Source organism: Streptococcus sp. CM6 (assembly GCF_000526095.1).
Taxonomy (GTDB): domain Bacteria; phylum Bacillota; class Bacilli; order Lactobacillales; family Streptococcaceae; genus Streptococcus; species Streptococcus oralis_BW.
Genome location: NZ_JATS01000019.1, coordinates 64,147 through 88,322, shown reverse-complemented (window position 1 = coordinate 88,322; position 24,176 = coordinate 64,147). Strand labels below are relative to the sequence as shown.

At 41.8% G+C, this 24,176-nt stretch carries 30 protein-coding genes; 28 read left to right on the top strand and 2 right to left on the bottom strand.

Features of this window, described 5'->3' with window-relative positions; all coding sequences use genetic code 11:
- Positions 1–6 precede the first annotated feature (6 nt).
- On the top strand, positions 7–867 hold the full coding sequence (locus HMPREF1516_RS06595; RefSeq protein ID WP_033606110.1) for a YihY/virulence factor BrkB family protein: 861 nt from the start codon (positions 7–9) through the stop codon (positions 865–867).
- A 39-nt stretch (positions 868–906) separates the two neighbouring features.
- Here the strand turns inward: HMPREF1516_RS06595 and queA are convergent, their stop codons facing one another.
- On the bottom strand, positions 907–1,935 hold the full coding sequence (gene queA / locus HMPREF1516_RS06590; RefSeq protein WP_033606109.1) for a tRNA preQ1(34) S-adenosylmethionine ribosyltransferase-isomerase QueA: 1,029 nt from the start codon (positions 1,933–1,935) through the stop codon (positions 907–909).
- A 149-nt stretch (positions 1,936–2,084) separates the two neighbouring features.
- Here queA and HMPREF1516_RS06585 point away from each other — a divergent pair, with 149 nt between their 5' ends.
- The 24 genes from HMPREF1516_RS06585 to HMPREF1516_RS06470 all read left to right on the top strand — a co-directional run bounded on the left by HMPREF1516_RS06585 (position 2,085) and on the right by HMPREF1516_RS06470 (position 20,145).
- A complete protein-coding gene (locus HMPREF1516_RS06585; protein ID WP_000864599.1) occupies positions 2,085–2,792 on the top strand; it encodes a glucosamine-6-phosphate deaminase in 708 nt (235 codons plus the stop codon).
- A 103-nt stretch (positions 2,793–2,895) separates the two neighbouring features.
- Positions 2,896–3,513, top strand: coding sequence for a class I SAM-dependent methyltransferase (locus tag HMPREF1516_RS06580; protein WP_033606108.1), 618 nt, complete (start codon positions 2,896–2,898; stop codon positions 3,511–3,513).
- Positions 3,514–3,525: 12 nt separating this feature from the next.
- Positions 3,526–4,146: a Type 1 glutamine amidotransferase-like domain-containing protein gene (locus HMPREF1516_RS06575; protein WP_000811173.1), complete on the top strand. Its 621-nt coding sequence runs from the start codon at positions 3,526–3,528 to the stop codon at positions 4,144–4,146.
- 117 nt (positions 4,147–4,263) lie between these two features.
- Positions 4,264–4,821, top strand: a complete 558-nt coding sequence (locus HMPREF1516_RS06570; RefSeq protein WP_000695593.1) for a hypothetical protein — start codon at positions 4,264–4,266, stop codon at positions 4,819–4,821.
- 93 nt (positions 4,822–4,914) lie between these two features.
- Positions 4,915–5,091 carry a 30S ribosomal protein S21 gene (gene rpsU / locus HMPREF1516_RS06565; RefSeq protein ID WP_000048054.1) on the top strand — a complete coding sequence of 59 codons (177 nt, stop codon included), beginning with the start codon at positions 4,915–4,917 and terminating at the stop codon, positions 5,089–5,091.
- 131 nt (positions 5,092–5,222) lie between these two features.
- Positions 5,223–6,158: an HPr(Ser) kinase/phosphatase gene (hprK, locus tag HMPREF1516_RS06560; protein WP_000115137.1), complete on the top strand. Its 936-nt coding sequence runs from the start codon at positions 5,223–5,225 to the stop codon at positions 6,156–6,158.
- Entirely contained in the window at positions 6,151–6,939 is a 789-nt protein-coding gene (lgt, locus tag HMPREF1516_RS06555) for a prolipoprotein diacylglyceryl transferase (protein WP_000609724.1), read from the top strand. Before hprK ends, lgt begins: the two co-directional genes overlap by 8 nt.
- Complete coding sequence (locus HMPREF1516_RS06550; RefSeq protein WP_000895025.1) at positions 6,940–7,323, top strand: DUF948 domain-containing protein; 384 nt, start codon at positions 6,940–6,942, stop codon at positions 7,321–7,323.
- Positions 7,324–7,338: 15 nt separating this feature from the next.
- Positions 7,339–7,737: a YtxH domain-containing protein gene (locus HMPREF1516_RS06545; protein ID WP_000517393.1), complete on the top strand. Its 399-nt coding sequence runs from the start codon at positions 7,339–7,341 to the stop codon at positions 7,735–7,737.
- Positions 7,738–7,810: 73 nt separating this feature from the next.
- Complete coding sequence (gene hemW / locus HMPREF1516_RS06540) at positions 7,811–8,941, top strand: radical SAM family heme chaperone HemW (protein ID WP_033606107.1); 1,131 nt, start codon at positions 7,811–7,813, stop codon at positions 8,939–8,941.
- A 4-nt stretch (positions 8,942–8,945) separates the two neighbouring features.
- Complete coding sequence (locus HMPREF1516_RS06535; RefSeq protein WP_000524793.1) at positions 8,946–9,683, top strand: acyl-[acyl-carrier-protein] thioesterase; 738 nt, start codon at positions 8,946–8,948, stop codon at positions 9,681–9,683.
- 10 nt (positions 9,684–9,693) lie between these two features.
- On the top strand, positions 9,694–10,467 hold the full coding sequence (locus HMPREF1516_RS06530; protein WP_000323540.1) for a TIGR01457 family HAD-type hydrolase: 774 nt from the start codon (positions 9,694–9,696) through the stop codon (positions 10,465–10,467).
- Complete coding sequence (locus tag HMPREF1516_RS06525; protein WP_000850614.1) at positions 10,457–11,074, top strand: TIGR01906 family membrane protein; 618 nt, start codon at positions 10,457–10,459, stop codon at positions 11,072–11,074. Before HMPREF1516_RS06530 ends, HMPREF1516_RS06525 begins: the two co-directional genes overlap by 11 nt.
- A gap of 220 nt (positions 11,075–11,294) precedes the next feature.
- Positions 11,295–11,696: a Spx/MgsR family RNA polymerase-binding regulatory protein gene (locus HMPREF1516_RS06520; protein WP_002875821.1), complete on the top strand. Its 402-nt coding sequence runs from the start codon at positions 11,295–11,297 to the stop codon at positions 11,694–11,696.
- The gene (locus tag HMPREF1516_RS06515; RefSeq protein ID WP_001041960.1) at positions 11,697–11,975 is read left to right on the top strand and encodes a UPF0223 family protein; all 279 of its coding nucleotides are present in this window, start codon (positions 11,697–11,699) and stop codon (positions 11,973–11,975) included. It begins immediately after the preceding gene.
- Positions 11,965–12,738, top strand: a complete 774-nt coding sequence (locus HMPREF1516_RS06510; protein ID WP_025169597.1) for an inositol monophosphatase family protein — start codon at positions 11,965–11,967, stop codon at positions 12,736–12,738. Before HMPREF1516_RS06515 ends, HMPREF1516_RS06510 begins: the two co-directional genes overlap by 11 nt.
- A complete protein-coding gene (locus HMPREF1516_RS06505; protein WP_001160243.1) occupies positions 12,739–14,043 on the top strand; it encodes an RsmF rRNA methyltransferase first C-terminal domain-containing protein in 1,305 nt (434 codons plus the stop codon). It begins immediately after the preceding gene.
- Between the two features lie 210 nt (positions 14,044–14,253).
- The gene (locus HMPREF1516_RS06500) at positions 14,254–15,132 is read left to right on the top strand and encodes a phosphate ABC transporter substrate-binding protein PstS (RefSeq protein ID WP_000746360.1); all 879 of its coding nucleotides are present in this window, start codon (positions 14,254–14,256) and stop codon (positions 15,130–15,132) included.
- Positions 15,132–16,049 (top strand): phosphate ABC transporter permease subunit PstC, encoded by a 918-nt coding sequence (gene pstC / locus HMPREF1516_RS06495; protein WP_001070950.1) that lies wholly within the window; start codon positions 15,132–15,134, stop codon positions 16,047–16,049. The genes HMPREF1516_RS06500 and pstC overlap by 1 nt, the downstream gene beginning before the upstream one ends.
- Positions 16,039–16,923 carry a phosphate ABC transporter permease PstA gene (gene pstA, locus HMPREF1516_RS06490; protein WP_000543048.1) on the top strand — a complete coding sequence of 295 codons (885 nt, stop codon included), beginning with the start codon at positions 16,039–16,041 and terminating at the stop codon, positions 16,921–16,923. The genes pstC and pstA overlap by 11 nt, the downstream gene beginning before the upstream one ends.
- 10 nt (positions 16,924–16,933) lie before the next feature.
- Positions 16,934–17,737 (top strand): phosphate ABC transporter ATP-binding protein PstB, encoded by an 804-nt coding sequence (pstB, locus tag HMPREF1516_RS06485; RefSeq protein ID WP_000049851.1) that lies wholly within the window; start codon positions 16,934–16,936, stop codon positions 17,735–17,737.
- A gap of 12 nt (positions 17,738–17,749) precedes the next feature.
- The gene (gene pstB, locus HMPREF1516_RS06480; protein WP_000138669.1) at positions 17,750–18,508 is read left to right on the top strand and encodes a phosphate ABC transporter ATP-binding protein PstB; all 759 of its coding nucleotides are present in this window, start codon (positions 17,750–17,752) and stop codon (positions 18,506–18,508) included.
- Between the two features lie 11 nt (positions 18,509–18,519).
- Positions 18,520–19,173, top strand: coding sequence for a phosphate signaling complex protein PhoU (gene phoU / locus HMPREF1516_RS06475; protein ID WP_000946475.1), 654 nt, complete (start codon positions 18,520–18,522; stop codon positions 19,171–19,173).
- Positions 19,174–19,329: 156 nt separating this feature from the next.
- Positions 19,330–20,145 carry an ABC transporter substrate-binding protein gene (locus HMPREF1516_RS06470; RefSeq protein WP_002878473.1) on the top strand — a complete coding sequence of 272 codons (816 nt, stop codon included), beginning with the start codon at positions 19,330–19,332 and terminating at the stop codon, positions 20,143–20,145.
- Between the two features lie 20 nt (positions 20,146–20,165).
- Here HMPREF1516_RS06470 and HMPREF1516_RS06465 read toward each other — a convergent pair whose 3' ends face one another.
- Positions 20,166–21,437, bottom strand: a complete 1,272-nt coding sequence (locus HMPREF1516_RS06465; RefSeq protein ID WP_033585616.1) for an aminotransferase-like domain-containing protein — start codon at positions 21,435–21,437, stop codon at positions 20,166–20,168.
- A gap of 145 nt (positions 21,438–21,582) precedes the next feature.
- Between HMPREF1516_RS06465 and budA the strand changes: the two genes are divergently transcribed.
- The 3 genes from budA (at position 21,583) to murB (ending at position 24,095) form a co-directional block, all read left to right on the top strand.
- Complete coding sequence (gene budA, locus HMPREF1516_RS06460; protein ID WP_000375405.1) at positions 21,583–22,314, top strand: acetolactate decarboxylase; 732 nt, start codon at positions 21,583–21,585, stop codon at positions 22,312–22,314.
- Positions 22,315–22,323: 9 nt separating this feature from the next.
- Entirely contained in the window at positions 22,324–23,079 is a 756-nt protein-coding gene (locus HMPREF1516_RS06455) for a YhfC family intramembrane metalloprotease (protein WP_000215871.1), read from the top strand.
- Positions 23,080–23,189: 110 nt separating this feature from the next.
- Positions 23,190–24,095: a UDP-N-acetylmuramate dehydrogenase gene (murB, locus tag HMPREF1516_RS06450; protein WP_000177101.1), complete on the top strand. Its 906-nt coding sequence runs from the start codon at positions 23,190–23,192 to the stop codon at positions 24,093–24,095.
- Positions 24,096–24,176 lie beyond the last annotated feature (81 nt).

Genomic DNA, 24,176 nt, shown 5'->3' with positions numbered 1-24,176 from the left:
TGGAAGATGAAAAAGTGGTGGAAAGAGCTGATGGACAGGCCCTTATTGAAAGCTTTTTTGCATTATTATCAAGCATCTGATAGTGAGTTGACCAGTGTTGCGGTTGCCTACTATTGGTTGATTTCAATCTTTCCTTTGCTAATGATAATGGTCAATATTTTGCCTTATTTTCAGATTCCGGTCTCAAATTTCTTACTTACGATCAAGGAATTTTTGCCTGATACGGTGTATGATGTGGTCGCCAAGATTGTCCGAGAAGTTCTGACTCAACCATCAACTGGTTTGTTGAGTTTTGCCGTTTTATCTGCACTCTGGACCTTTTCAAAATCAATGGATTTCCTTCAAAAAGCCTTTAATAAAGCCTATGGAGTGACCAAGAGTCGAGGGATTATCTCCCATCAGTTGATGAGTTTGCTTGTTAGCCTTGGCTTGCAGATTCTTTTTGCCCTAGCCTTGTTTTTGAGTATGTTTGGTCGCATGTTGCTCAACCTCCTCAAAACTTACTGGCAATCAGACAGCCCGCTATTTTCCTACCTGCAAGATTTTACAGGCCCTCTGGTCTATGCCTTGATCTTTGCCATTCTAGTCATGATTTACTATTTCCTTCCAAAAGTAAAAACACCACGAATCCGCTATGTTTTACCAGGAAGTATCTTTGTTTTGCTAACTCTTATCGGTTTATTGAATATCTTTTCTGTTTATTTTAATAACTATGTTAATCACCTAGTTGATGTCCGTTTTTTCAGTTCCATTATCGTGGTAGTCATGATGTTCTGGTTTATTCTTATTGCTAAGATTTTGATTATCGGAGCAGTTATCAATGCCAGTGTTCAGAGTTTGAAAGATCCAAAGTTTAGTATGGAATGATTAGAAAAATCCCTATTAGGTTTCCTAATAGGGATTTTCTTAATAGATAAACATGGCATCACCGAAACTGAAGAAACGGTAGCGTTCTTGAATAGCGTGCTGGTATGCATCTAGGACTAATTCACGGCCTGCAAAGGCAGAAACCAACATGACGAGAGTTGATTTTGGCAGATGGAAGTTGGTTGAAAAGGCGTCCACAACCTTCCATTCGTAACCAGGTTTGATAAAGATATTGGTCCAGCCAGAATCAGCCTGGATTTGCCCGTCAAACTTGGAACCAATAGTCTCTAACGTGCGGATAGAGGTGGTTCCGACAGCGATGACGCGTCCACCATTTTCCTTAACAGAGCGAAGAGTGGCTGCTGCTTCCTCAGAAAGTTGGTAGAATTCGGAGTGCATTTCGTGTTCGTCCAGATTGTCCACAGAAACAGGTCTAAAAGTTCCTAAACCAACGTGGAGAGTCAAATAAACCAAATGGACACCCTTGGCTTGGATTTCTGCTAGCAGTTCTCTGGTGAAGTGGAGGCCAGCAGTCGGTGCTGCAGCAGAGCCACTTTCTTTAGCGTAGACGGTTTGATAACGTTCACGGTCATCCAGTTTTTCATGGATGTAGGGTGGTAGTGGCATTTCACCTAGACTTTCCAAGACTTCTAGAAAAATTCCTTGGTATTCGAAGCGGACAATGCGGCCTCCGTGGGTCAATTCTTCCGTAACGACAGCGCTGAGGCGACCATCGCCAAAGTTGACACGAGTGCCAACTTTGAGGCGTTTGGCAGGTTTAGCCAGAACTTCCCACTCATCACCACTAGTATTTTTGAGTAGGAGAAGTTCCACATGGCCTCCTGTCTCTTCTTTTTGGCCATAGAGGCGGGCAGGAAGAACGCGGGTGTCATTCATAACGAGTGCATCTCCAGGTTCCAGCATATCAATAATGGAGTGGAAGTGTTTATCCTGCATTTCTCCCGTTTCCCGGTTTACGATGAGGAGCTTGGAGGCATCTCGTTTTTCAAGGGGTGTTTGGGCAATCAATTCCTCTGGTAAGTGGAAATCAAAATCAGCTGTATTCATTTTTTCATCATTCTTTCTAAGTTCTAATCTTATCCATTATAACATGTTTCAAGTTTGGGCGCTCTTTTTTTAGAAATTAAATCGTTTTCACTTGACAAAAATTGGTCTATACCATATAATGAATATAGTTTAAAACGGAGGATGAAAAGATGAAAGTTATTAAAGTTGAAAATCAAGTTGAAGGTGGAAAAGTTGCTTTTGAGATTTTGAAGGAAAAATTGGCCAATGGTGCTCAAACATTAGGACTTGCGACAGGGAGCAGTCCGCTTGAGTTTTACAAGGAAATCGTTGAGAGTGACCTTGATTTTTCAAATCTAACCAGTGTAAACCTTGATGAGTATGTAGGACTTGACGGAGACAATCCTCAGTCTTACCGCCACTTTATGCAAGAACACTTATTCAACCAAAAACCATTTAAAGAGAGTTTCTTGCCTCGTGGGATTAAGGACAATGCTGAAGCAGAAGTAGAACGCTACAATCAAATTTTGGCTGACCATCCAGTTGACCTCCAAATCTTGGGAATCGGTCGCAATGGACATATCGGATTTAATGAACCAGGAACTGCCTTTGATAGCCAGACACACCTTGTAGACCTAGACCAGTCTACCATCGAAGCCAATGCTCGCTTCTTTGACAAGATTGAAGACGTCCCAACCCAAGCCATTTCAATGGGAATTAAAAACATCTTGGATGCCAAGTCAATTATTCTCTTTGCTTACGGTGAGTCGAAAGCAGAGGCCATTGCTGGCACAGTATCAGGCCCAGTGACTGAGAACCTCCCAGCAAGTAGCCTACAAAACCACCCTGATGTGACTATTATTGCGGATGCTGAAGCGCTCAGCTTGCTTGAAAAGTAAAATGACAAGAACCACTTGCTCTTTGGAGTGAGTGGCTTTTTACTTCAAATGTTCACTATCCTGCTAAAGTGGTATAATATAGCTATACGGGGAGGCTCGAACTTTGATTTATATAATCGGTTTTATTTGTTTTTTACTTTTAATGTTTCTGTTTAGTCGCTTAATTCAGCAATCAAAGAATCCTTCGGGCTTTCTAGGAAAACGAATGATGAAATTGTGGGATCGAGCCTATCTCCCCATGTTTGTATGGGCAATTCGTCATCTAGATAGGACATTTTACCCTGTAATCTTAGATGTAGGAGTTGGGAATGGTCGTTCAACCATCCTGCTGAAAGAAACTTTTCCGCAAAGTACCATAACTGGAATCGATATTTCAGATACTGCAATAGCTCAAGCCAAACAGGTAGAGATGACTAATCTAAATTTTGAACGAAGAGACGTTAGGGAGACAGGCTTTTCTGATGAAAGTGTTGATTTAATCACAGCCTTTCAAACTCATTTTCATTGGCAGGATCTAGAGGCTTCTTTTATGGAACTTCGAAGAATACTCAAATCAGACGGGATGCTCTTACTGGTTTGTGAATATAACAAGTTGTCTTACTTTTTACCAGAGGTTCAAAGCGAAGAAGCATTTAGACGATTCTTGTTATCGGTAGGGTTTGAGCTCGTAACTAGTCAAAGAAAGGGATCATGGATCCTTTATAAAATTGTTAAAAATTAATGGAGGTACATCATGAAACAATTATTTTTATGTTCATACTTTGCTGGAGTCAAAAAGCTTTTTAGCGATTATGCAAAGGAAAAGAATCTAGAAAACAAGGTTTTATTTATTCCTACCGCTGGGAACAAAGAGGATTATACTGCCTATATCGATGAGGCTCAGCAAACATTCAAAGATTTAGGATTTGAGATAGAGGTTCTAGATATTGCTTCTTGTGATCGAGAAACTGCACAGGCAAAGATTTTCCAAAGTAAGATTCTTTATATCTCAGGCGGAAATACCTTTTATTTATTGCAAGAATTAAAGAAAAAGCAACTTCTATCTCTCATCAAAGAGCAAATAAGAGATGGGCTGATCTATGTGGGAGAATCAGCAGGGGCTATCATTACAGCCAAGGATATTGACTACAATAAACTCATGGACGACAAGACGGTAGCGACAGAGTTATCTGATACAACGGGATTGGATGAAGTGGATTTTTACATCCTTCCACATTATGGTGAGGAACCTTTTACTGATAGTAGCAAAAATACCTTTGAAATGTATAAAAAGCAGCTTGAATTGCTACCGCTTCATAACCACCAAGCAATTATCGTTAACGATGAGCAAATAGATATCTTGACAATAGAATAAAAGTGTGGTTGGAAGAACATTGATATTTTACCACTAAAACGATTAGCGGTTGATAATTCACTTAGTGGGAATCTGCCATGGATAGATTAATTTTATGAATTCAAGAAGGGAAAAGTTATGAAAATAAAAACGTTAGATAAAATAGGTGGGATTGTTTTCTTGTTTCTAACGATTGCTACCATTGTCGTTTTTTTATCAGATACGAGCTTCTTTGAGTGGGCGTTTACTAGACACCAGAATACTCTGAGTTGGTATATTCGCCCTCTCTTTATTATTCCAATTGTAATGGGAGCTTATAAAAAATCCTATAGCCTGATTTTCTTTTCTATATTTTGCCTATTTACTAGCATGTTTTGGTTCCCAAAGCCGGAAATAGTTGATGTAAAAGTAATTGAGTTTTTGAATTTTGAGAAGACTTATTTTACGAGCGGATGGAGTATTGAAAAAGTTATCATTCTGGCGACGATTCTAGCATTTTTTACGGCGATTATATCCTTAACATGGAGTAGACGTTGGTATGGATTATTAGCAACAGTAGTGATCGGAGCGTTTCTGAAGGTTGCCCATAGTCTTTTATTTAGTGGAGGAAGTGGTATATCGATTGTAAAACCAGCTGTTTTGGGCTTGATTCTCTGCATCTTAGTGATTTATTTCATCTTCAAAAGAAGAAAGTAAAAATAATAGAAGTTTATGGTTGCTTTTCTCTTGACAATTATTCACTTTGTGTGTAGAATGGAATAGATCTTGAACTTGAAGGGAGTGAAAAAAATGTCTAAAACAGTAGTACGTAAGAATGAATCTCTTGACGATGCACTTCGTCGTTTCAAACGTGCGGTTACTAAAGCTGGTACTCTTCAAGAAACACGCAAACGTGAATTCTATGAAAAACCTTCTGTAAAACGTAAACGTAAATCAGAAGCAGCTCGTAAACGTAAAAAATTCTAATTTGAAATGAAAGGCTAGACTTGTCTAGCCTTTTTTCTTTCCAAATAAATACTGTAAATCCTGCAAAAAAAGGAAACTTCCTACCACAATTTGATATAATAGTAGGGAGAACTCGATTGAAGGAGGAAATTATGTCGGTTTTAGTAAAAGAAGTCATTGAAAAGCTCAGATTAGACATTGTTTATGGTGAAGGCGATTTACTTGAAAAAGAAATCAATACTGCGGACATTTCTCGACCAGGTCTTGAAATGACAGGCTATTTTGATTACTATACTCCGGAGCGACTTCAGCTGTTGGGAATGAAGGAATGGTCTTATTTAGTCTCCATGTCTTCTCACAACCGTTATAAGGTGTTGACCAAGATGTTTCAACCAGAAACACCAGTGGTTATTGTTGCGCGTGGTTTAGTAGTTCCAGAAGAAATGTTGAAAGCTGCCAGGGAATGTAAGATTGCGATTTTAACCAGTCGAACAGCTACTAGTCGCCTGTCAGGAGAATTATCTAGCTATTTGGATTCTCGTTTGGCAGAACGGACCAGTGTTCATGGTGTCTTGATGGATATTTATGGCATGGGTGTCTTGATCCAAGGGGATAGCGGTATCGGTAAGAGTGAAACTGGTCTGGAACTTGTGAAACGTGGACACCGTTTGGTGGCAGATGATCGTGTAGATATTTTTGCAAAAGACGAAATGACCCTTTGGGGAGAGCCAGCTGAAATTTTGAGGCATTTACTTGAGATTCGTGGAGTGGGGATTATTGATGTGATGAGTCTCTACGGAGCAAGTGCAGTTAAGGATTCTTCACAAGTTCAACTAGCAGTTTATTTGGAAAATTATGATACGCATAAGACCTTCGATCGCTTAGGAAATAATGCTGAAGAAATCGAGATTTCTGGTGTAGCCATTCCACGTATCCGCATCCCAGTAAAAACAGGACGCAATATTTCTGTTGTCATTGAGGCGGCTGCCATGAACTACCGTGCTAAGGAAATGGGCTTTGATGCGACACGTTTATTTGAAGAACGCTTGACAAGTCTGATCGCTCAAAATGAGGTGAAAAATGATTAATCCAGTCGCATTTGAAATCGGTCCTTTTTCTATTCGTTGGTATGCTTTGTGTATTGTGGCTGGTTTGGTTTTGGCAGTCTACCTTGCCATGAAGGAAGCTCCTAAAAAGAAAATCCTGTCAGATGATATTTTGGATTTCATTCTGATTGCTTTTCCAGTTGCGATTTTAGGTGCTAGACTATACTACGTACTCTTTCGCTTAGATTATTACCTGCAAAATCCAGGTGAAATCATTGCCATCTGGAATGGTGGTTTGGCCATTTATGGAGGTTTGATAGCGGGCGCTATTGTCCTTTATATCTTTGCAGATAGAAAGTTGATCAATACTTGGGATTTCTTAGATATTGCAGCACCGAGCGTCATGGTTGCCCAGAGTTTAGGACGCTGGGGGAACTTCTTTAACCAAGAAGCCTACGGTGCAGCAGTAGATAGTCTGGATTATTTGCCAGGCTTCATTCGTGACCAGATGTACATTGATGGTAGCTACCGTCAGCCGACCTTCTTATATGAGTCGGTTTGGAATCTGATTGGATTTGCTTTGATTCTGATTTTTAGACGAAAATTAAAGGGAATCAGACGTGGTCATATTACGGCATTCTACTTGATTTGGTATGGCTTTGGTCGTATGATTATCGAAGGCATGCGGACGGATAGTCTCATGTTCTTTGGTCTGCGAGTTTCCCAGTGGTTATCAGTTGTTCTTATCGGACTCGGTATTTTTTTCATACTTTATCAAAATCGAAAGAAAGCCCCTTTCTATCATACTGAGGAGGAAAAATAAATGTTAGAAGTTGCATATATACTTGTTGCGATTGCTTTGATTGTCTGTTTAGTCTATTTGACAATCACGATTCAAAAAGCCGGTCGTATGATTGATGAGACAGAGAAGACCATCAAAACATTGAGCTCAGATGTGGACGTTACCTTGCATCAGACTAATGAATTGTTGGCTAAGGTTAATGTGTTAGCAGACGATATTAACGACAAAGTTGCGACTATTGATCCACTCTTTACGGCGGTGGCGGACTTGTCTGAGTCAGTATCTGACCTCAACCAACATGCACGTGTCTTAGGCAAAAAAGCTTCATCTGCTGGTTCAAAGACCATTAAAACAGGTGCAGGCTTGTCCGCTCTTCGTGTCGCAAGTAAATTTTTCAAAAAATAAAAAAGGAGAAATCTTATGGGAAAACTATCCTCTATCCTTTTAGGTACGGTTTCAGGCGCGGCTCTTGCTTTGTTTTTGACGAGTGACAAGGGTAAGCAAGTTTGTAGTCAAGCTCAGGATTTTCTAGATGATTTGAGAGAAGATCCAGAATATGCTAGAGAGCAGGTTTGTGAGAAACTAACTGAAGTGAAGGAACAGGCAACGGACTTTGTTCTGAAAACAAAGGAACAAGTAGAATCTGGTGAAATCACTTTTGATAGTGTCCTTGGCCAAGCTAAAAACTGTGCTCGACAAGCGACAGAAGCGTCAAAGGAAACCTTTAACAACCTCAAGGAGCAGTGGCAGGAGCAGTCAGAAACTCCAGACGTCGCTGAAAGCCAAGAAGAAATTATCATTGATATTACTGAAATATAATGCATCACCATCTCTGGTTTTTGGAGATGGTGATTTTTATCTGCAAGCCTGTCTTTGTGGTATAATAAGTACTATGCAGAAAAAACCAACGTCCGCCTATGTGCATATTCCCTTTTGCACACAGATTTGTTATTATTGTGACTTTTCAAAGGTCTTTATCAAGAATCAACCAGTAGATAGTTACCTGGAGCATTTGCTAGAGGAGTTTCGTTTTTATGATATCCAAAAGTTACGAACTCTCTACATTGGAGGTGGGACGCCAACGGCTCTGTCCGCTCCGCAATTAGAAGTACTCTTAGATGGCTTGACTAAAAACTTGGACTTGTCAGTTTTGGAAGAGTTGACTATTGAGGCCAATCCTGGTGATCTGGACGCGGATAAAATCGCGGTTTTGAGGCATTCGCCAGTCAATCGTGTTTCCTTAGGTGTGCAGACTTTTGATGACAAAATGCTGAAAAAGATTGGGCGCAGTCACTTGGAGAAGGATATTTATGAAAATATCGACCACCTCAAACTGGCCGGTTTTGACAATATTTCCATCGATTTGATTTACGCTCTACCTGGTCAAACTATGGATCAGGTCAAGGACAATGTCGCTAAGGCTATCTCGCTTGATATTCCTCATATGAGCCTTTATAGCTTGATTTTGGAAAACCATACGGTCTTTATGAACCGCATGCGACGAGGGAAGTTGCCCCTACCCAAGGAAGAGTTAGAAGCAGAGATGTTTGAGTACATCATCGCAGAACTGGAGCGAGCTGGTTTTGAGCATTATGAGATTTCCAATTTCTCTAAGCCTGGCTTTGAAAGTCGCCATAATCTCATGTACTGGGATAATGCCGAGTATTATGGTATCGGTGCGGGTGCTTCAGGTTATGTGAACGGGGTGCGTTACAAAAACCACGGCCCTATCCGCCACTATCTCAATGCGGTAGAGGCAGGAAATGCTCGGATAACAGAAGAACACCTGAGTCAAAGGGAGCAGATGGAAGAAGAAATGTTCCTAGGCCTCCGGAAAAAATTCGGGGTTTCTATGGCGCGATTTGAGGAAAAATTTGGACGGTCCTTTGATGGACTTTATGGCGAAATCATCAGAGACTTGGTTCAACAAGGACTCATGCAGATCGACGGTGATCGTGTCCGAATGACAAAGAGGGGTCTCTTCTTGGGAGACACTGTAGCAGAACGATTTATTTTGGAGTAGTACAATGGGCTTAACTTATCAAATGAAAATGAAAATTCCTTTTGATATGGCGGACATGAACGGTCATATCAAACTTCCAGATGTGATTTTGCTGTCCTTGCAAGTATCAGGTATGCAGTCCATTGAGCTGGGAGTCAGTGACAAGGACGTCTTGGAATGTTACAATCTGGTCTGGATTATTACAGACTATGCGATTGACGTGGTTCGCTTGCCTCGCTTTGCTGAGGAGATTACGATTGAAACAGAAGCATTGACTTACAATCGTCTTTTTTGCTACCGCCGTTTCACTATCTATGATGAAGCAGGTCAAGAAATCATTCGCATGGTAGCAACCTTTGTTCTCATGGACAGAGATAGTCGTAAAGTTCATGCTGTCGAACCGGAGATTGTTGCGCCTTACCAGTCTGAGTTTGATAAAAAACTCATCCGTGGGCCAAAGTATGCTAACCTAGAAGACCCGATCAGTAAAGACTACCATGTTCGTTTTTACGACTTGGATATGAATGGTCATGTCAATAACAGCAAATATCTGGATTGGATTTTTGAGGTTATGGGAGCAGACTTTTTGACCAAGTATATTCCAAAGAAAATCAATCTCAAATATGTAAAAGAAGTGCGACCAGGTGGCATGATTGCTTCAGCTTATGAACTCAAGGGACTAGAAAGCAAGCATGAGATTATCAGTGATGGCGAGATAAATGCCCAAGCTATGATTACGTGGCAAGAAATTGAAGGCAATTAGAAAGGGCGATATGGCTTATAAAGGTTATTTAATTGATTTAGACGGAACCATTTACAAGGGGAAAGACAGAATTCCCGCGGGTGAGGCTTTTGTCCATGAGTTACAAAAAAGAGAAATTCCCTACCTCTTTGTGACCAATAATACAACCCGAACTCCTGAGAGTGTTCAAGAGATGTTGGTTCAGAATTTTAATATCAACACGCCTCTATCGACTGTATACACAGCAACCTTGGCAACCATCGACTATATGAATGACTTAGGACTGGAAAAGACAGTCTATGTCATCGGCGAAGCGGGGCTCAAGGAAGCTATCAAGGCTGCTGGTTATGTGGAAGACAAGGAAAGTCCAGCCTATGTGGTAGTTGGACTGGACTGGCAAGTTGACTATGAAAAATTTGCGACAGCAACTCTAGCCATTCAAAAGGGGGCTCACTTTATCGGAACCAACCCTGACCTCAATATCCCGACGGAACGAGGTCTCTTGCCTGGTGCTGGTTCACTAATTACACTTCTTGAAGTCGCTACACGGGTCAAACCAGTATATATCGGAAAACCGAATGCGATCATCATGGAAAAGGCCGTGGAACATCTGGGTATAGATCGAGAAGACTTGCTCATGGTCGGGGATAACTACTTGACTGATATTCGAGCAGGGATTGACAATGGCATTCCAACGCTCTTGGTGACCACAGGTTTTACCAAAGCAGAAGAAGTGGCGGACTTGCCAATCGCACCAACTCATGTAGTTTCTAGCCTTGCGGAGTGGAATTTTGATGAAAACTAAACTGACCTTTTGGGGAAGTATGCTCTTTCTCCTCTCCCTGTCTATTCTCTTAACCATTTATCTGGCATGGATTTTCTATCCTTTAGAAATTGAGTGGCTGAACTTAGCGAATCGAGTCTATCTAAAGCCCGAAACCATTCTGTATAACTTTCATATCTTGATGAATTACCTGACCAATCCCTTTAGTCAGGTCTTGGAGATGCCAGATTTTCGTTCATCAGCTGCAGGCTTACACCATTTTGCGGTGGTGAAGAATCTCTTCCACTTGGTTCAGCTAGTTGCCCTAGTGACATTACCAAGTTTCTATTTCTTTGTTAGAAAGATTGTGAAAAAAGGATTTCTACCCCTATATCGTAAAAGTATCTTGGCTCTAGTGCTACTGCCTCTAGTCATTGGGCTTGTAGGAGTGTTGATTGGTTTTGAGCAATTCTTTACTCTTTTCCATCAGATTCTCTTTGTGGGAGATGATACCTGGCTTTTTGATCCAGCAAAGGATCCCGTTATTTGGATTTTGCCAGAGACTTTCTTTCTCCATGCCTTTGTACTTTTCTTTGTTTTATATGAAGGAATGTTTGGTTTCCTTCTTGCTAAAGCTTCAAGGAAATAGTGGAAAAAGTTCTGTATTTTTAATAAAAAACGAGAGAAGTTGCCCTGCTCCCTATTTATTGTTAGGTTATCCTAAAGATAAGCTTGTAAAACAGGTAATTTTTACAGAAAACAGTCTATTTTCTATGAAAAAATAGGCTTTTTTTCTAAAAATACCTAGTCAAGCGCTTTATTTTTTTGTATAATAGAAATAGCAAGTATAGATAAAAGAAGAGAAAAGCATGATTACACTATTTTTATCGCCGAGTTGTACATCATGTCGTAAGGCAAAGGCTTGGTTAGAGACGCATAAAGTGCCCTTTCAAGAGCATAATATTATGACTAGTCCTTTAACAAGAAAAGAATTACAACATATTCTTTCCTTGACCGAAAATGGTACTGATGACATCATTTCAACTCGTTCAAAAATCTTTCAAAAATTAGATATTGATGTAGAGAGTATCTCGGTATCGGAGTTGCTTCAGTTGATTGAGCAATATCCTAGTCTTTTGCGTCGCCCAATTATTACAGATACCAAACGCATGCAGATCGGTTTTAATGAAGATGAGATTCGTGCTTTTCTCCCTCGTAGTTATCGTAAACAAGAATTGAAAGAAGCAACATTGAGAGCTGGTATTGGATAGATGAACAAACAGTATAGTTACCCACTAGATTTGTCGTGGAGCACTGAAGAACTTGCTTCAGTGCTTTCTTTTTTTAATGATGTTGAAGCTGCTTATGAAGATAAGGTAGAAGCAAAAAAACTGCTAGATTCCTATAAGGAATTTAAGTCTGTGGTTCCAAGCAAAAGTGAAGAAAAGCGCCTAGGTCGCGAATTTGAGACGGTTAGCGGTTATTCCTTCTATCATGCGGTTCAATTAGCAAAAGAAAAAAGAGAAGGGAAGATTTCTCTTGGAAACTAAATTTGAATTTGCCAAACAGATTGTGCAGGAAGCTGCTGCCTATATTTTGGCTCACATGAAAGAAGATTTGCAGGTTGAGCGCAAGTCTTCGCCTACAGACTTGGTGACGCGTTTGGACAAGGAGGTTCAGGAACTCTTGGTTGAACGGATCAAGTCCTCCTATCCTGAGGACTTGATTTGCGCGGAAGAGGGTTGTTTACGTGCTGCAGTCGGTCAAGGTTCCGTTTGGGTGATTGATCCCATTGACGGGACCAATAACTTTGTCGCCCAGCAGGAAGATTTTGCCGTGATGTTGGCTTATTTTGAGAATGGTGTGGGCAAATTTGGCATCATCTATGATGTTATGAAAGGTGATTGTTACCATGGTGGTGGTGCCTTTCCTCCTTGTCGCAATAATGAGCCCTTACCGCCTTTTAAAAAGAAGCCCCTCAGAGAATTCCTGGTTGCTGGTAACTCAGGTATGTTTGAAAGCAATGAGTGGGGCCTGGCGGATTTGGGGCGAGCAGCGTTGGGAGTTCGTGTCTACGGCAGTGCGGCCATTAGTTTTGCCAAGGTTTTATCGGGTCGTCTTCTGACTTATATTACCTACTTACAGCCATGGGATTACGCTGCGGCCAGTATCTTAGGGGAAAGTCTGGGTTATCGTCTTCTTACAGTATCAGGTGAGCCCGCTGATTTTAAAACGCGTCAGCCTGTCATGATGGTGCCAATCGAGATGCAAGAAGTGATTCAGTCTTATATCTACGAAAGGAAAGAGAACTAAATGCAATTTCCAGAAGGATTTGTTGAAAAATATGAAGCGATACTAGAAGATGAGGCAAGAGACTTTCTTGCCTCTTTTAAGCGGGAAGCGGTTTCGGCTTTTCGAGTCAATCCCTTAAAAGAAAGTCAATTGTCGTTTGCGGATGCTATTCCCAATACACCTTGGGGGTATTATGGTAAAGTTTCTGGGAAATCTCCAGAGCACGCGACAGGTCTTGTTTATTCGCAAGAGCCTGCAGCCCAAATGGTGGCCCAGGTAGCTCAACCAAGTCCTGGCATGAAGGTCTTGGACTTGGCGGCAGCACCAGGTGGAAAATCCACTCAACTAGCAGCTTATCTGGTTAATCAAGGAGTCCTTGTCTCCAACGAAATTTCAAGTAAGCGGGCTAAGATTTTAGTGGAAAATATGGAGCGATTTGGAGCGACAAACGTTGTCGTAACCAATGAATCTGCTGACCGCTTGGCCAAGGTTTTTAAAGGTTACTTTGATGTGATTGTCCTTGATGCACCTTGCTCGGGTGAAGGGATGTTTCGTAAGCAGCCAGATGCCATGGATTATTGGAGTACCGATTATCCTAGCCAATGTGCTAGTCTCCAAAGAGAAATTTTAGAAGATGCAGTGACCATGCTTGCAGAAGGTGGCCGTTTAGTCTATTCGACCTGTACTTGGGCACCAGAGGAAAATGAAGAAATCGTCCACTGGTTGCTGGATACTTATGAATTTGAATTGCTTCCAGTCGAGCATGTGAACGGTATGGTAGCAGGAATTGATCTTCCTGAAACGGCGCGGATGTATCCTCATCATTTCAAGGGAGAAGGTCAGTTTGTTGCCCACCTGCAGTTTAAGGGAGAAAATCCAGCACCCAAATTCAAAGCTAGCAAGAGCAATCTCAGTCGGGAACAGCAGAACTTGTGGCATGATTTTGCCCAAAAACATCTCAAAAGGTCCTTAACTGGTATCTTGCAGACTTTTGGAGATCAACTCTATCTCTTGCCAGAGATGCTACCTGATCTAGGGAAACTCAAAATTGCCCGAAATGGGCTCCATCTGGGGACGTTTAAGAAGAAACGTTTTGAACCAAGCTTTGCTCTCGGTTTGGCCTTGAAACCAAACCAAGTAAAACAAAGTGTCGAAATCAATGATGAGGACTTTGTAAAATATGTGGCTGGTGAGACCGTTCAATTGTCTGAAGCTCGACCAAATGGCTGGTACCAAGTTGTGGTTCAAGGAAACGGATTAGGCTTTGCCAAGGTAACGGGAAATGTTTTGAAAAATTATTATCCAAAAGGGCTCAGATTCAAGTGAAAAAGCTAGTCAAAGAGCCTATTCTATGTTATAGTGGAAGTATGAGTTTTTTCTGATAGTCTTTCATTATTGCTTATATTATACGATGGAATTGTCCGCTCCTAAGAATGTCTAGATAAAATAAAGCGGGACAATCATTGATGATAATTGGATGATCAGGACAAACGGAAGAAATCAGAACATTTATCATTATGTTCAAGGAGAATAACAGTGAAAAAAAGAAAAAAGCTCGTCATGTCTCTTGCAGCTCTTTTGATGGCAGGTTCTCTAGCAGGATGTGCTAGCTGGATTGATCGTGGAGAATCCATGACAGCTGTTGGTTCAACAGCTCTTCAACCTCTTGTTGAAGCAGCAGCAGATGAATTCGGTTCTAGAAACATCGGAAAAACAGTCAATGTTCAAGGTGGAGGATCGGGTACAGGACTTTCCCAAGTCCAGTCTGGAGCAGTTGACATCGGGAACTCTGACGTCTTTGCAGAGGAAAAAGAAGGAATCGATGCTTCGGCTCTAGTAGACCACAAGGTTGCAGTGGCTGGTCTTGCAGTGATTGTAAACAAAGAAGTGGATGTTGAAAATCTCACAACCGAGCAACTTCGCAAAATCTTTACAGGTGAAGTGACCAACTGGAAAGAAGTTGGGGGCAAAGACCTGGCAATTTCAATCATCAACCGAGCAGCAAGTTCTGGTTCACGAGCGACGTTTGATACGGTCGTTATGAATGGCCAAGCGGCAATGCAGAGCCAAGAACAGGATTCTAACGGGATGGTCAAGTCCATTGTATCCCAAACTCCTGGAGCCATTTCTTATCTAGCCTTTGCCTATGTAGATGATTCCGTGAAAAGCATGAAACTGAATGGGTATGAACCTACGTCTGAAAATGTAACGACCAACAACTGGCCTTTGTGGTCTTATGAACATATGTACACACTCGGTCAGCCAAATGAGTTAGCTGCTGAATTCCTGAACTTCGTCCTCTCAGATGAAGCCCAAAATGGGATTGTTAAGGGAATGGGCTATATCTCTATCAATGAAATGAAAGTCCAAAAGGATGCTTCAGGTACCGTTACAGCAGTAGAAGGAGGTCAATAATGAATCAAGAAGAATTATCTAAAAAATTACTCTCTCCTTCAAAGAACTCTCGCCTTGAGAAGTTTGGTAAAGGTTTGACCTTCACTTGCCTTTCTTTGATTGTCATCATTGTGGCGATGATTTTGATTTTTGTAGCCCAAAAAGGCTTATCGACCTTCTTTGTCAATGGGGTCAACATCTTTGATTTCCTCTTTGGACAAACTTGGAATCCTTCTGGGAAACAATTTGGTGCCCTTCCGATGATTTTGGGTTCCTTTATTGTGACGATTTTATCAGCCCTCATCGCAACACCCTTTGCTATCGGAGCTGCAGTCTTTATGACAGAAGTATCACCAAAGGGGGCAAAGATTTTGCAACCGGCTATTGAACTCCTCGTCGGGATTCCTTCAGTCGTCTATGGATTTATCGGTTTGCAAGTCGTGGTGCCTTTTGTTCGTAGCATCTTTGGTGGAACTGGTTTTGGGATCTTGTCAGGGATTTTCGTTCTCTTTGTCATGATCCTACCAACTGTAACCTTTATGACAACAGACAGTTTGCGTGCTGTTCCTCGTCATTACCGTGAAGCCAGTTTGGCTATGGGAGCCACTCGCTGGCAAACCATCTGGCGTGTGACCTTGAAAGCAGCACGTTCAGGTATTTTCACTGCAGTGGTCTTTGGGATGGCGCGTGCCTTCGGTGAAGCCCTTGCCATTCAGATGGTGGTCGGGAACTCAGCAGTTATCCCAACTTCGTTAACAACACCAGCTGCGACCTTGACATCTGTTTTGACAATGGGAATCGGAAATACCGTTATGGGAACGGTTGATAATAACGTTCTCTGGTCACTGGCCTTGGTCTTGCTCTTGATGAGTTTGGCCTTTAACAGTGTGATTAAATTGATTACGAAAGAAAGAGGAAAGAAAAACTATGCACGCTAAGAAATTAGATAAACTTGCAACAGCTGTCCTCTATACCATCGCGGGTATCATCGTTGCCATCTTGGCATCCTTGATTCTCTATATCTTGGTGAGAGGGTTACCGCATATCTCTTGGTCTTTCTTGACTGGGAAATCCTCCTCTTATCAAGCAGGTGGGGGTATCGGGATTCAGCTCTATAATTCCTTCTTCCTTTTGGTCATTACCTTGATCATTTCTGTTCCTCTGTCTATTGGAGCTGGCGTTTTCCTCGCTGAGTATGCCAAAAAAGGACCTGTGACAAATTTTGTCAGAACCTGTATTGAAATCTTGTCTTCTCTACCATCAGTCGTTGTAGGTCTCTTTGGTTACTTGATTTTTGTAGTCCAGTTTGAGTATGGATTTTCAATCATTTCAGGTGCCTTGGCCTTGACGGTCTTTAACCTCCCTCAGATGACTCGAAATGTTGAGGACAGTTTAAAACACGTTCACCATACACAACGTGAGGCTGGTCTGGCCCTTGGAATTTCTCGTTGGGAGACTGTAGTTCATGTTGTCATTCCAGAAGCCCTTCCAGGTATCGTAACGGGTGTTGTCTTGGCATCTGGCCGTATCTTTGGTGAGGCCGCCGCTCTTATCTATACGGCAGGACAATCCGCTCCAGCCCTTGACTGGTCTAACTGGAATATCCTCAGTGTTACCAGTCCTATCTCAATCTTCCGTCAAGCAGAAACCTTGGCGGTCCACATCTGGAAGGTCAACAGTGAAGGAACCATTCCTGATGCTACCATTGTATCTGCTGGTTCTGCCGCTGTGCTCCTCATCTTTATCTTGATCTTTAACTTTGGAGCACGCAAACTCGGAAGCTATTTACACAAGAAATTAACCGCTGCCTAAAGGAGAAGCCATGTCAAAATATAACTGGGATGAAAAGCATATCATCACCTTCCCTGAAGAAAAAGTGGCCCTCTCTACTAAGGATTTACATGTTTACTATGGTAAAAATGAATCCATTAAGGGCATCGATATGCAATTTGAAAAAAATAAAATTACGGCCTTGATTGGTCCTTCTGGATCTGGGAAATCTACTTATCTTCGCAGTCTCAATCGGATGAATGATACCATTGATATTGCCAAGGTCACAGGTCAAATCCTCTACCGAGGGATTGACGTCAATCGTCCAGAAATCAATGTCTATGAGATGCGCAAGCATATCGGAATGGTCTTCCAACGTCCAAATCCATTTGCCAAGTCTATTTACCGCAACATCACTTTTGCTCATGAACGTGCAGGTGTTAAGGACAAGAAAGTACTTGATGAAATTGTAGAAACCTCTCTAAGACAGGCTGCCCTTTGGGATCAGGTCAAAGACGACCTCCACAAATCAGCCTTGATGCTTTCTGGTGGGCAACAACAACGTCTCTGTATCGCTCGCGCCATCTCTGTCAAGCCAGATATCCTCTTGATGGATGAACCGGCGTCAGCCTTGGATCCGATTGCGACAGCCCAGCTGGAAGAAACCATGTTGGAATTGAAGAAGGACTTTACCATCATCATCGTTACCCACAGTATGCAACAGGCTGCGCGTGCAAGTGACTACACAGGATTTTTCTACTTGGGTGATTTGATTGAGTATGATAAGACATCCAATATTTTCCAAAATGCCAAGCTACAGTCTACCAATGACTATGTAACGGGACACTTTGGTTAGAAAGGAAGCAGTATGACAGAACCGATTTTGCAGGTTAAAGACCTGTCCGTTTATTACAATAAAAAGAAGGCTTTGAATAGTGTTTCCCTTTCTTTCCAACCTAAGGAAATAACAGCCTTGATTGGTCCTTCTGGATCAGGAAAGTCCACCCTGCTCAAAGCCATCAACCGCATGGGCGATCTAAATCCTGAGGTGACAACAACTGGAACAGTGATTTATAATGGTCACAATATCTACAGTCCGCGTACCGATACGGTTGAATTGCGTAAGGAAATCGGTATGGTCTTTCAACAGCCCAATCCTTTCCCTATGTCTATCTATGAAAATGTTGTCTACGGCCTACGTATCAATGGGGTCAAGGATAAACATGTTTTGGATGAAGCAGTAGAAAAAGCTTTGCAACGTGCTTCTATCTGGGATGAGGTCAAGGATCGCTTGCATGATTCAGCCATTGGTCTCTCAGGTGGCCAACAGCAACGTGTTTGTGTTGCCCGTGTCTTAGCAACCAGTCCCAAGATTATTCTCTTGGATGAACCGACTTCAGCTTTGGATCCTATCTCGGCTGGTAAGATTGAGGAAACCTTGTATGGTCTGAAAGATAAATACACCATGCTCTTGGTAACACGTTCGATGCAACAGGCCTCTCGTATCTCTGATAAAACAGGATTTTTCCTAGATGGGGATTTGATTGAGTTTAACGATACGAAGAAAATGTTCCTAGACCCACAAAACAAGGAAACAGAAGATTATATTACAGGAAAATTTGGATAAGGAGTTGAATGATGTTACGATCTCAATTTGAAGAAGATTTGGAGAAATTGCACAACCAGTTCTATGCCATGGGACAAGAAGTGCTCTCACAAATCAATCGTACAGTGCGTGCCTTTGTCACACATGACCGTGATTTGGCAAAAGAAGTTATTGAGGAAGATGCAGAAGTAAATGGATATGAAGTGAAACTCGAAAAGAAATCATTTGAAATGATCGCGCTTCAACAACCTGTTTCTCAAGACCTCCGTACTGTATTGACCGTTCTTAAGGCAGTATCAGACCTGGAACGCATGGGAGACCATGCAGTGTCAATCGCAAAAGCAACTATTCGTATGAAGGGGGAACAACGCATTCCTGCAGTTGAAGAAGAGATCAAAAAGATGGGACGCGATGTGAAAAACTTCGTCGAAGCGGCTCTAGATCTCTATCTGAACGGTTCGGTGGATCAAGCCTACGAAGTAGCAGCGATGGACGAAAAAATCAACCATTACTTTGATAGCATTCGTGATTTGGCTACAGAGGAAATTAAGAAACATCCTGAAGCCATCGTTACAGGTCGTGATTACTTCCAGGTCATTTCCTTCTTGGAACGTATCGGAGACTACGCTAAAAATATCTGTGAATGGGTTGTTTACTTTGAAACAGGGAAGATTGTCGAGCTATAAGAAACGGTTTAAATATACAGAATAAAAGGCTGATTGTGATAAATCAGTCTTCTTTTTATGAAAAGAATTATTTTACATTCAAAATCTCTAAAAGGGTTGACAAGTATTTTTAAAAGAGTTATAATTATTCAGAAATAATAGAAAGGTCGTTTATTTATGAAAATTAAGAAATGGATATTAGTTGTGTGTAGCATGCTGGCCAGCATGGTTTTGGTAGCTTGCCAGTCAGGAACGGATAGCTCCCAGTCTGCTGTGGACGCTATCAAACAAAAAGGAAAGCTAGTCGTTGCGACCAGTCCAGACTATGCACCATTTGAATTCCAATCCTTGGTAGATGGTAAAAACCAAGTGGTTGGGGCAGATATTGATATGGCTCAAGCGATTGCGGATGAGCTTGGGGTTAAACTTGAAATCTCTAGCATGAGTTTTGACAACGTTTTGACCAGCCTTCAAACTGGAAAGGCTGACTTGGCCATTGCGGGAATTAGTGCCACAGATGAGAGAAAGGAAGTCTTTGACTTTTCAATCCCTTACTATGAAAACAAGATGAGTTTCTTGGTTAGAAAAGCCGATTTAGACAAGTACAAGGATCTTTCAAGCCTTGCAAGTGCCAATATCGCAGCTCAAAAGGGAACCGTTCCAGAAACTATGGTGAAGGAACAATTGCCAAATGCCCAATTGACATCCTTGACCAATATGGGGGAAGCAGTTAATGAATTGCAGGCTGGGAAAGTGGATGCTGTTCATATGGATGAACCAGTTGCTCTTAGCTACGCAGGTAAAAACTCAGATCTTGCCGTTGCAACTGTTAATTTGACAATGAAAGATGGCGAAGCCAATGCTGTTGCTATTAAGAAGAATCAATCAGACTTGAAAGCAGTAGTCGATAAGGTTATCCAAAAACTAAAAGATGACGGAACCTATCAAAGCTATCTAGAAAAAGCAGCGAAACTAACAGAAGTTGAACAATAAGAAAAGAGCAGAGTTGGACTTTAATCCAATTCTGCTTTTAGGTATTCTAATAACTCTTCTAGATTTTCGAGAGAGACTTTGGCAAACTGATAAGGACAGGCGTCCAAATAAGCCTTCTCAAAAAAGTCTAGTTTGAGTGAGCTGTGTTTTAAACTGGTGATTTTAGGATAGTCTCTCAAATCAAGCAAAAGACCATCATGTAGAGGATAGTAAGGCAAGGGACAGGTGTTTTTTTCAAGTAGCTCCTTCATCCGAGTCTGATAGTTCTCTTGAAGGGTAAGACGGGCCAGTCGATTTTTTTCAAATAGCTGGCTATCGATGTAAAGAGAGAGAGCCTTTTGCATGATGAGATTGCTGTCATAGTCTAGGATATTTTTGTAGGAAACAAAGGCCTTTTTTAGGGCATTTGGGAGAATGAGAGCGGTAATACGAAGGGCTGGAAAGAGGCTGGTTGAGAAGGACTTGATATAAATGACCCGATCCTCAGTGTCCAGATAGTGGAAGGTCTGCCCTTTTTTAGGGTCTAAATCTCCTAGATAGTCATCCTCTACGATGTAAACACCATACTGGTTTGCTAGATCTAGAATAGCCCTTTTTTCCTGATCAGAATAGGAATGACCTAGGGGATAGTGGAAGCGAGGAATGGTATAGAAAAACTTGATTTTTCCAGATTTAAACTGTTCTTCCAGTTCTTCAAGGTTAATGCCATCAATTCGGCGTTCAATGGTCTGGTAGGCTAATCCCTGAGCGACCAAGAGGCGGTTCATCCGGTGGTAAGTCGGCTGTTCAACCAAAATCTCAGCTCCCTCGCTCGGAAAGTTAATCTGAGAAAGGATAAAGAGAGCTTGCTGGGTGCCAGAAGTTAGAACCAGTTGGTCGGGTTTGCAGTAGAGGGCTTGGTCAAAGAGGAGTTGATGGACAGATTGTCTGAGTTCCTCAAGGCCTTCTTGGTTATCATAGTAGTTGAAGAGGTAGTTTTCTCGGCCTATCAGGGTTTCGTTGACGCAGAGTCGGAAGTCGTCATAGGCACTAGCATGCTCGTCAGTGACTTCAATTTCCAAGTCTTGGTGCTGTCCTTGTTCTAGAACATAGTAGCCACTTTGGGGTTTGGCATAGAGGTATTGTTCATGGCGTAATTCCAGCAGGGCTCGTTGGATAGTGTCCTTGCTACAGTGAAAGTCTTGGCTCAGTTGACGGATAGAGGGAAGCCGGCTACCTGTTGGAAATTTTCCTGATTCGATACCTTTTTTGAGAAAGGAAACGACTGCTTGGTATTTACTTTCTTTCTTCATTCCAGACCTCCCTTGATTTTGTTACATTGTACCTTTTTTTTGCTTCCTTTGCAATGGGAAAAGTATTTCTCCCTTTCACAACTAGGAGCAAATGTGGTATACTTAGAAAGTATGATGATTCATTGAAAAGAAGTTAAGAAAGAGAATGGATAGAAAAGTGCAGGAACCGGTTAAATTATTTCAATACAATACTCTAGGTGCCCTAATGGCAGGTCTCTATGGTGGAACCATGACAGTGGGAGAATTACTGGAACATGGTGACCTCGGTTTGGGAACCCTTGATTCGATTGATGGGGAGTTGATTGTCCTTGATGGCAAGGCTTATCAAGCCAAGGGGTCTGGTCAAACGCCTGAAATCGTCGAGGTGGCAGCGGATGCTCTTATTCCCTATGCAGCAGTGGTCCCTCATCAGGCAGAAGTGATTTTTCGTCAGCGCTTTGAGATGACGGATAAGGAATTGGAAAAGCGAATTGAGTCCTACTATGATGGGGAAAATCTTTTTCGTTCCATCAAGATTCATGGTGAATTTTCACAAATGCATGTGCGGATGATTCCCAAATCCACACCTGATACCAAGTTTGCTGATGTCGCGACTCACCAACCTGAATATAGCCGTGAAAATGTATCGGGAACTATTGTTGGATTTTGGACACCAGAGATTTTCCATGGAGTGAGTGTTGCAGGCTACCATTTGCATTTTATCTCAGATGATTTGACCTTTGGTGGGCATGTGATGGACTTTGTTATCAAAGAAGGAATGATCGAGGTTGGGGCAGTCGACCAGTTGGACCAACGTTTTCCAGTCCAAGATCGCCAGTATTTATTTGCGAAATTTAACGTTGACGAGATGAAGAAAGATATTGATAAGTCAGAATAGGAGAAAAAGATGACAGTACATATTATCCTCACCATGATCGCTTTAGTTCTCATTCTAGTAGGTGGAACTTGGTATGCCAAAAAACGGTTTAAAATCTCTCTTGCAGTGATGGGCTTGGGGGCAATCGCATTTTTTGTTTCTTCTCAAGTGTTAGAGAAGATGGTTCATCTTCTGGTACTCCATCCGCAAAAAGATGGAGCCATTCCGCTCATGCAGGAGCAGCCTTTCTTATACGTCCTTTATGGAATCGCTATGGCAGCCCTCTTTGAGGAAACAGCTCGTCTTGTCTTTTTTAAATGGTTGGAGAAAAAGAGAAAGTTGGAAGATAGAGATGCTTTGGCTTATGGTTTGGGACATGGGGGCTTGGAAATGCTCTATCTCGGAATGGGAAGCTTGATCAGTCTTTTGATTCTCTTTTCACTCATCCAGTCTTCAAATACTGATGTAGCCAATCTCCTTCCAAAGTCTACACTCGAAACGGTTCAGTCTCTTTCTGTATGGCAGGTTTATCTACTAGGGGTTGAGCGTGTGCTTGCTCTGGTTCTCCAAATTAGCCTTACTGTCTGGGTCTATCAAAGTGTCCGTCAAAAGAAATGGATCTATCTCATTGCTGCCTATGGATTACATGCCTTGTTCGACTTAGCTCCAGCTCTATCTCAAGTGGGCTGGATTGCAAATCCACTTCTAGTGGAGGGCATTCTTCTTGTAGAAGTACTTGCCTTTGTCTGGCTTACAAAATCTACATTTTGGAAAAAATCATCATAAAAAGAGGTTCACCTCTTTTTTTATGCAATGCTTTGATACTTCCATTTTTCGGTTCGTCAAAAGCCTTTAAAAATGGTATAATGAAATGACTTTACAAAAGGATGAGAGATATGACATTAGTAACTAAAATACAAGAACAATTAGAAGGAATTGATATTCGTTTCAAGGAACCCTTGAAGACCTATACCTATACCAAGGTCGGAGGTCGAGCGGATTATCTGGTTTTGCCACGCAATCGCTATGAGATGGCGCGTGTCGTTCAATTTGCCAATCAAGAGAATATTCCTTGGATGGTGCTAGGAAACGCCAGCAATATTATCGTTCGTGACGGTGGAATTCGTGGATTTGTCATCTTGTGTGACAAGCTCAATAACGTTTCAGTTGATGGTTATACCATTGAAGCGGAAGCTGGGGCCAACTTGATTGAAACGACACGTATTGCCCTTCGTCATAGTTTGACTGGTTTCGAGTTTGCCTGTGGCATTCCAGGGAGCGTCGGTGGAGCAGTCTTTATGAATGCGGGTGCCTATGGAGGAGAGATTGCTCATATCTTGCAGTCTTGTCAAGTTTTGACCAAGGGAGGGGAAATCGAGACCTTATCTGCCAAGGAATTGGCTTTTGGTTACCGTCATTCAGCTGTTCAAGATTCTGGAGCTGTTGTTTTGTCAGCTAAATTTGCCCTATCTCCAGGAAATCATCAGATTATCAAGCAAGAAATGGAACGCTTGACGCACCTACGTGAACTTAAACAACCTTTAGAATATCCATCTTGTGGTTCAGTCTTTAAGCGTCCAGTCGGGCATTTTGCAGGTCAGTTGATCTCAGAAGCTGGCCTGAAGGGCTATCGAATCGGTGGTGTGGAAGTATCTGAGAAGCATGCCGGTTTTATGATCAATGTTGCTGACGGAACGGCCAAAGACTACGAGGACTTGATCCAATCTGTTATCAAAAAAGTCAAGGAACACTCAGGTGTCACTCTTGAAAGAGAAGTCCGAATCTTGGGTGAGAAGGAATAAGGTTGGGGTAGAAAAGTTGCTGCTATAACCATTGTAAAGGGGGTGAAAGCCTATCGTGAGTGAAGATGTATGTAGGCAGTT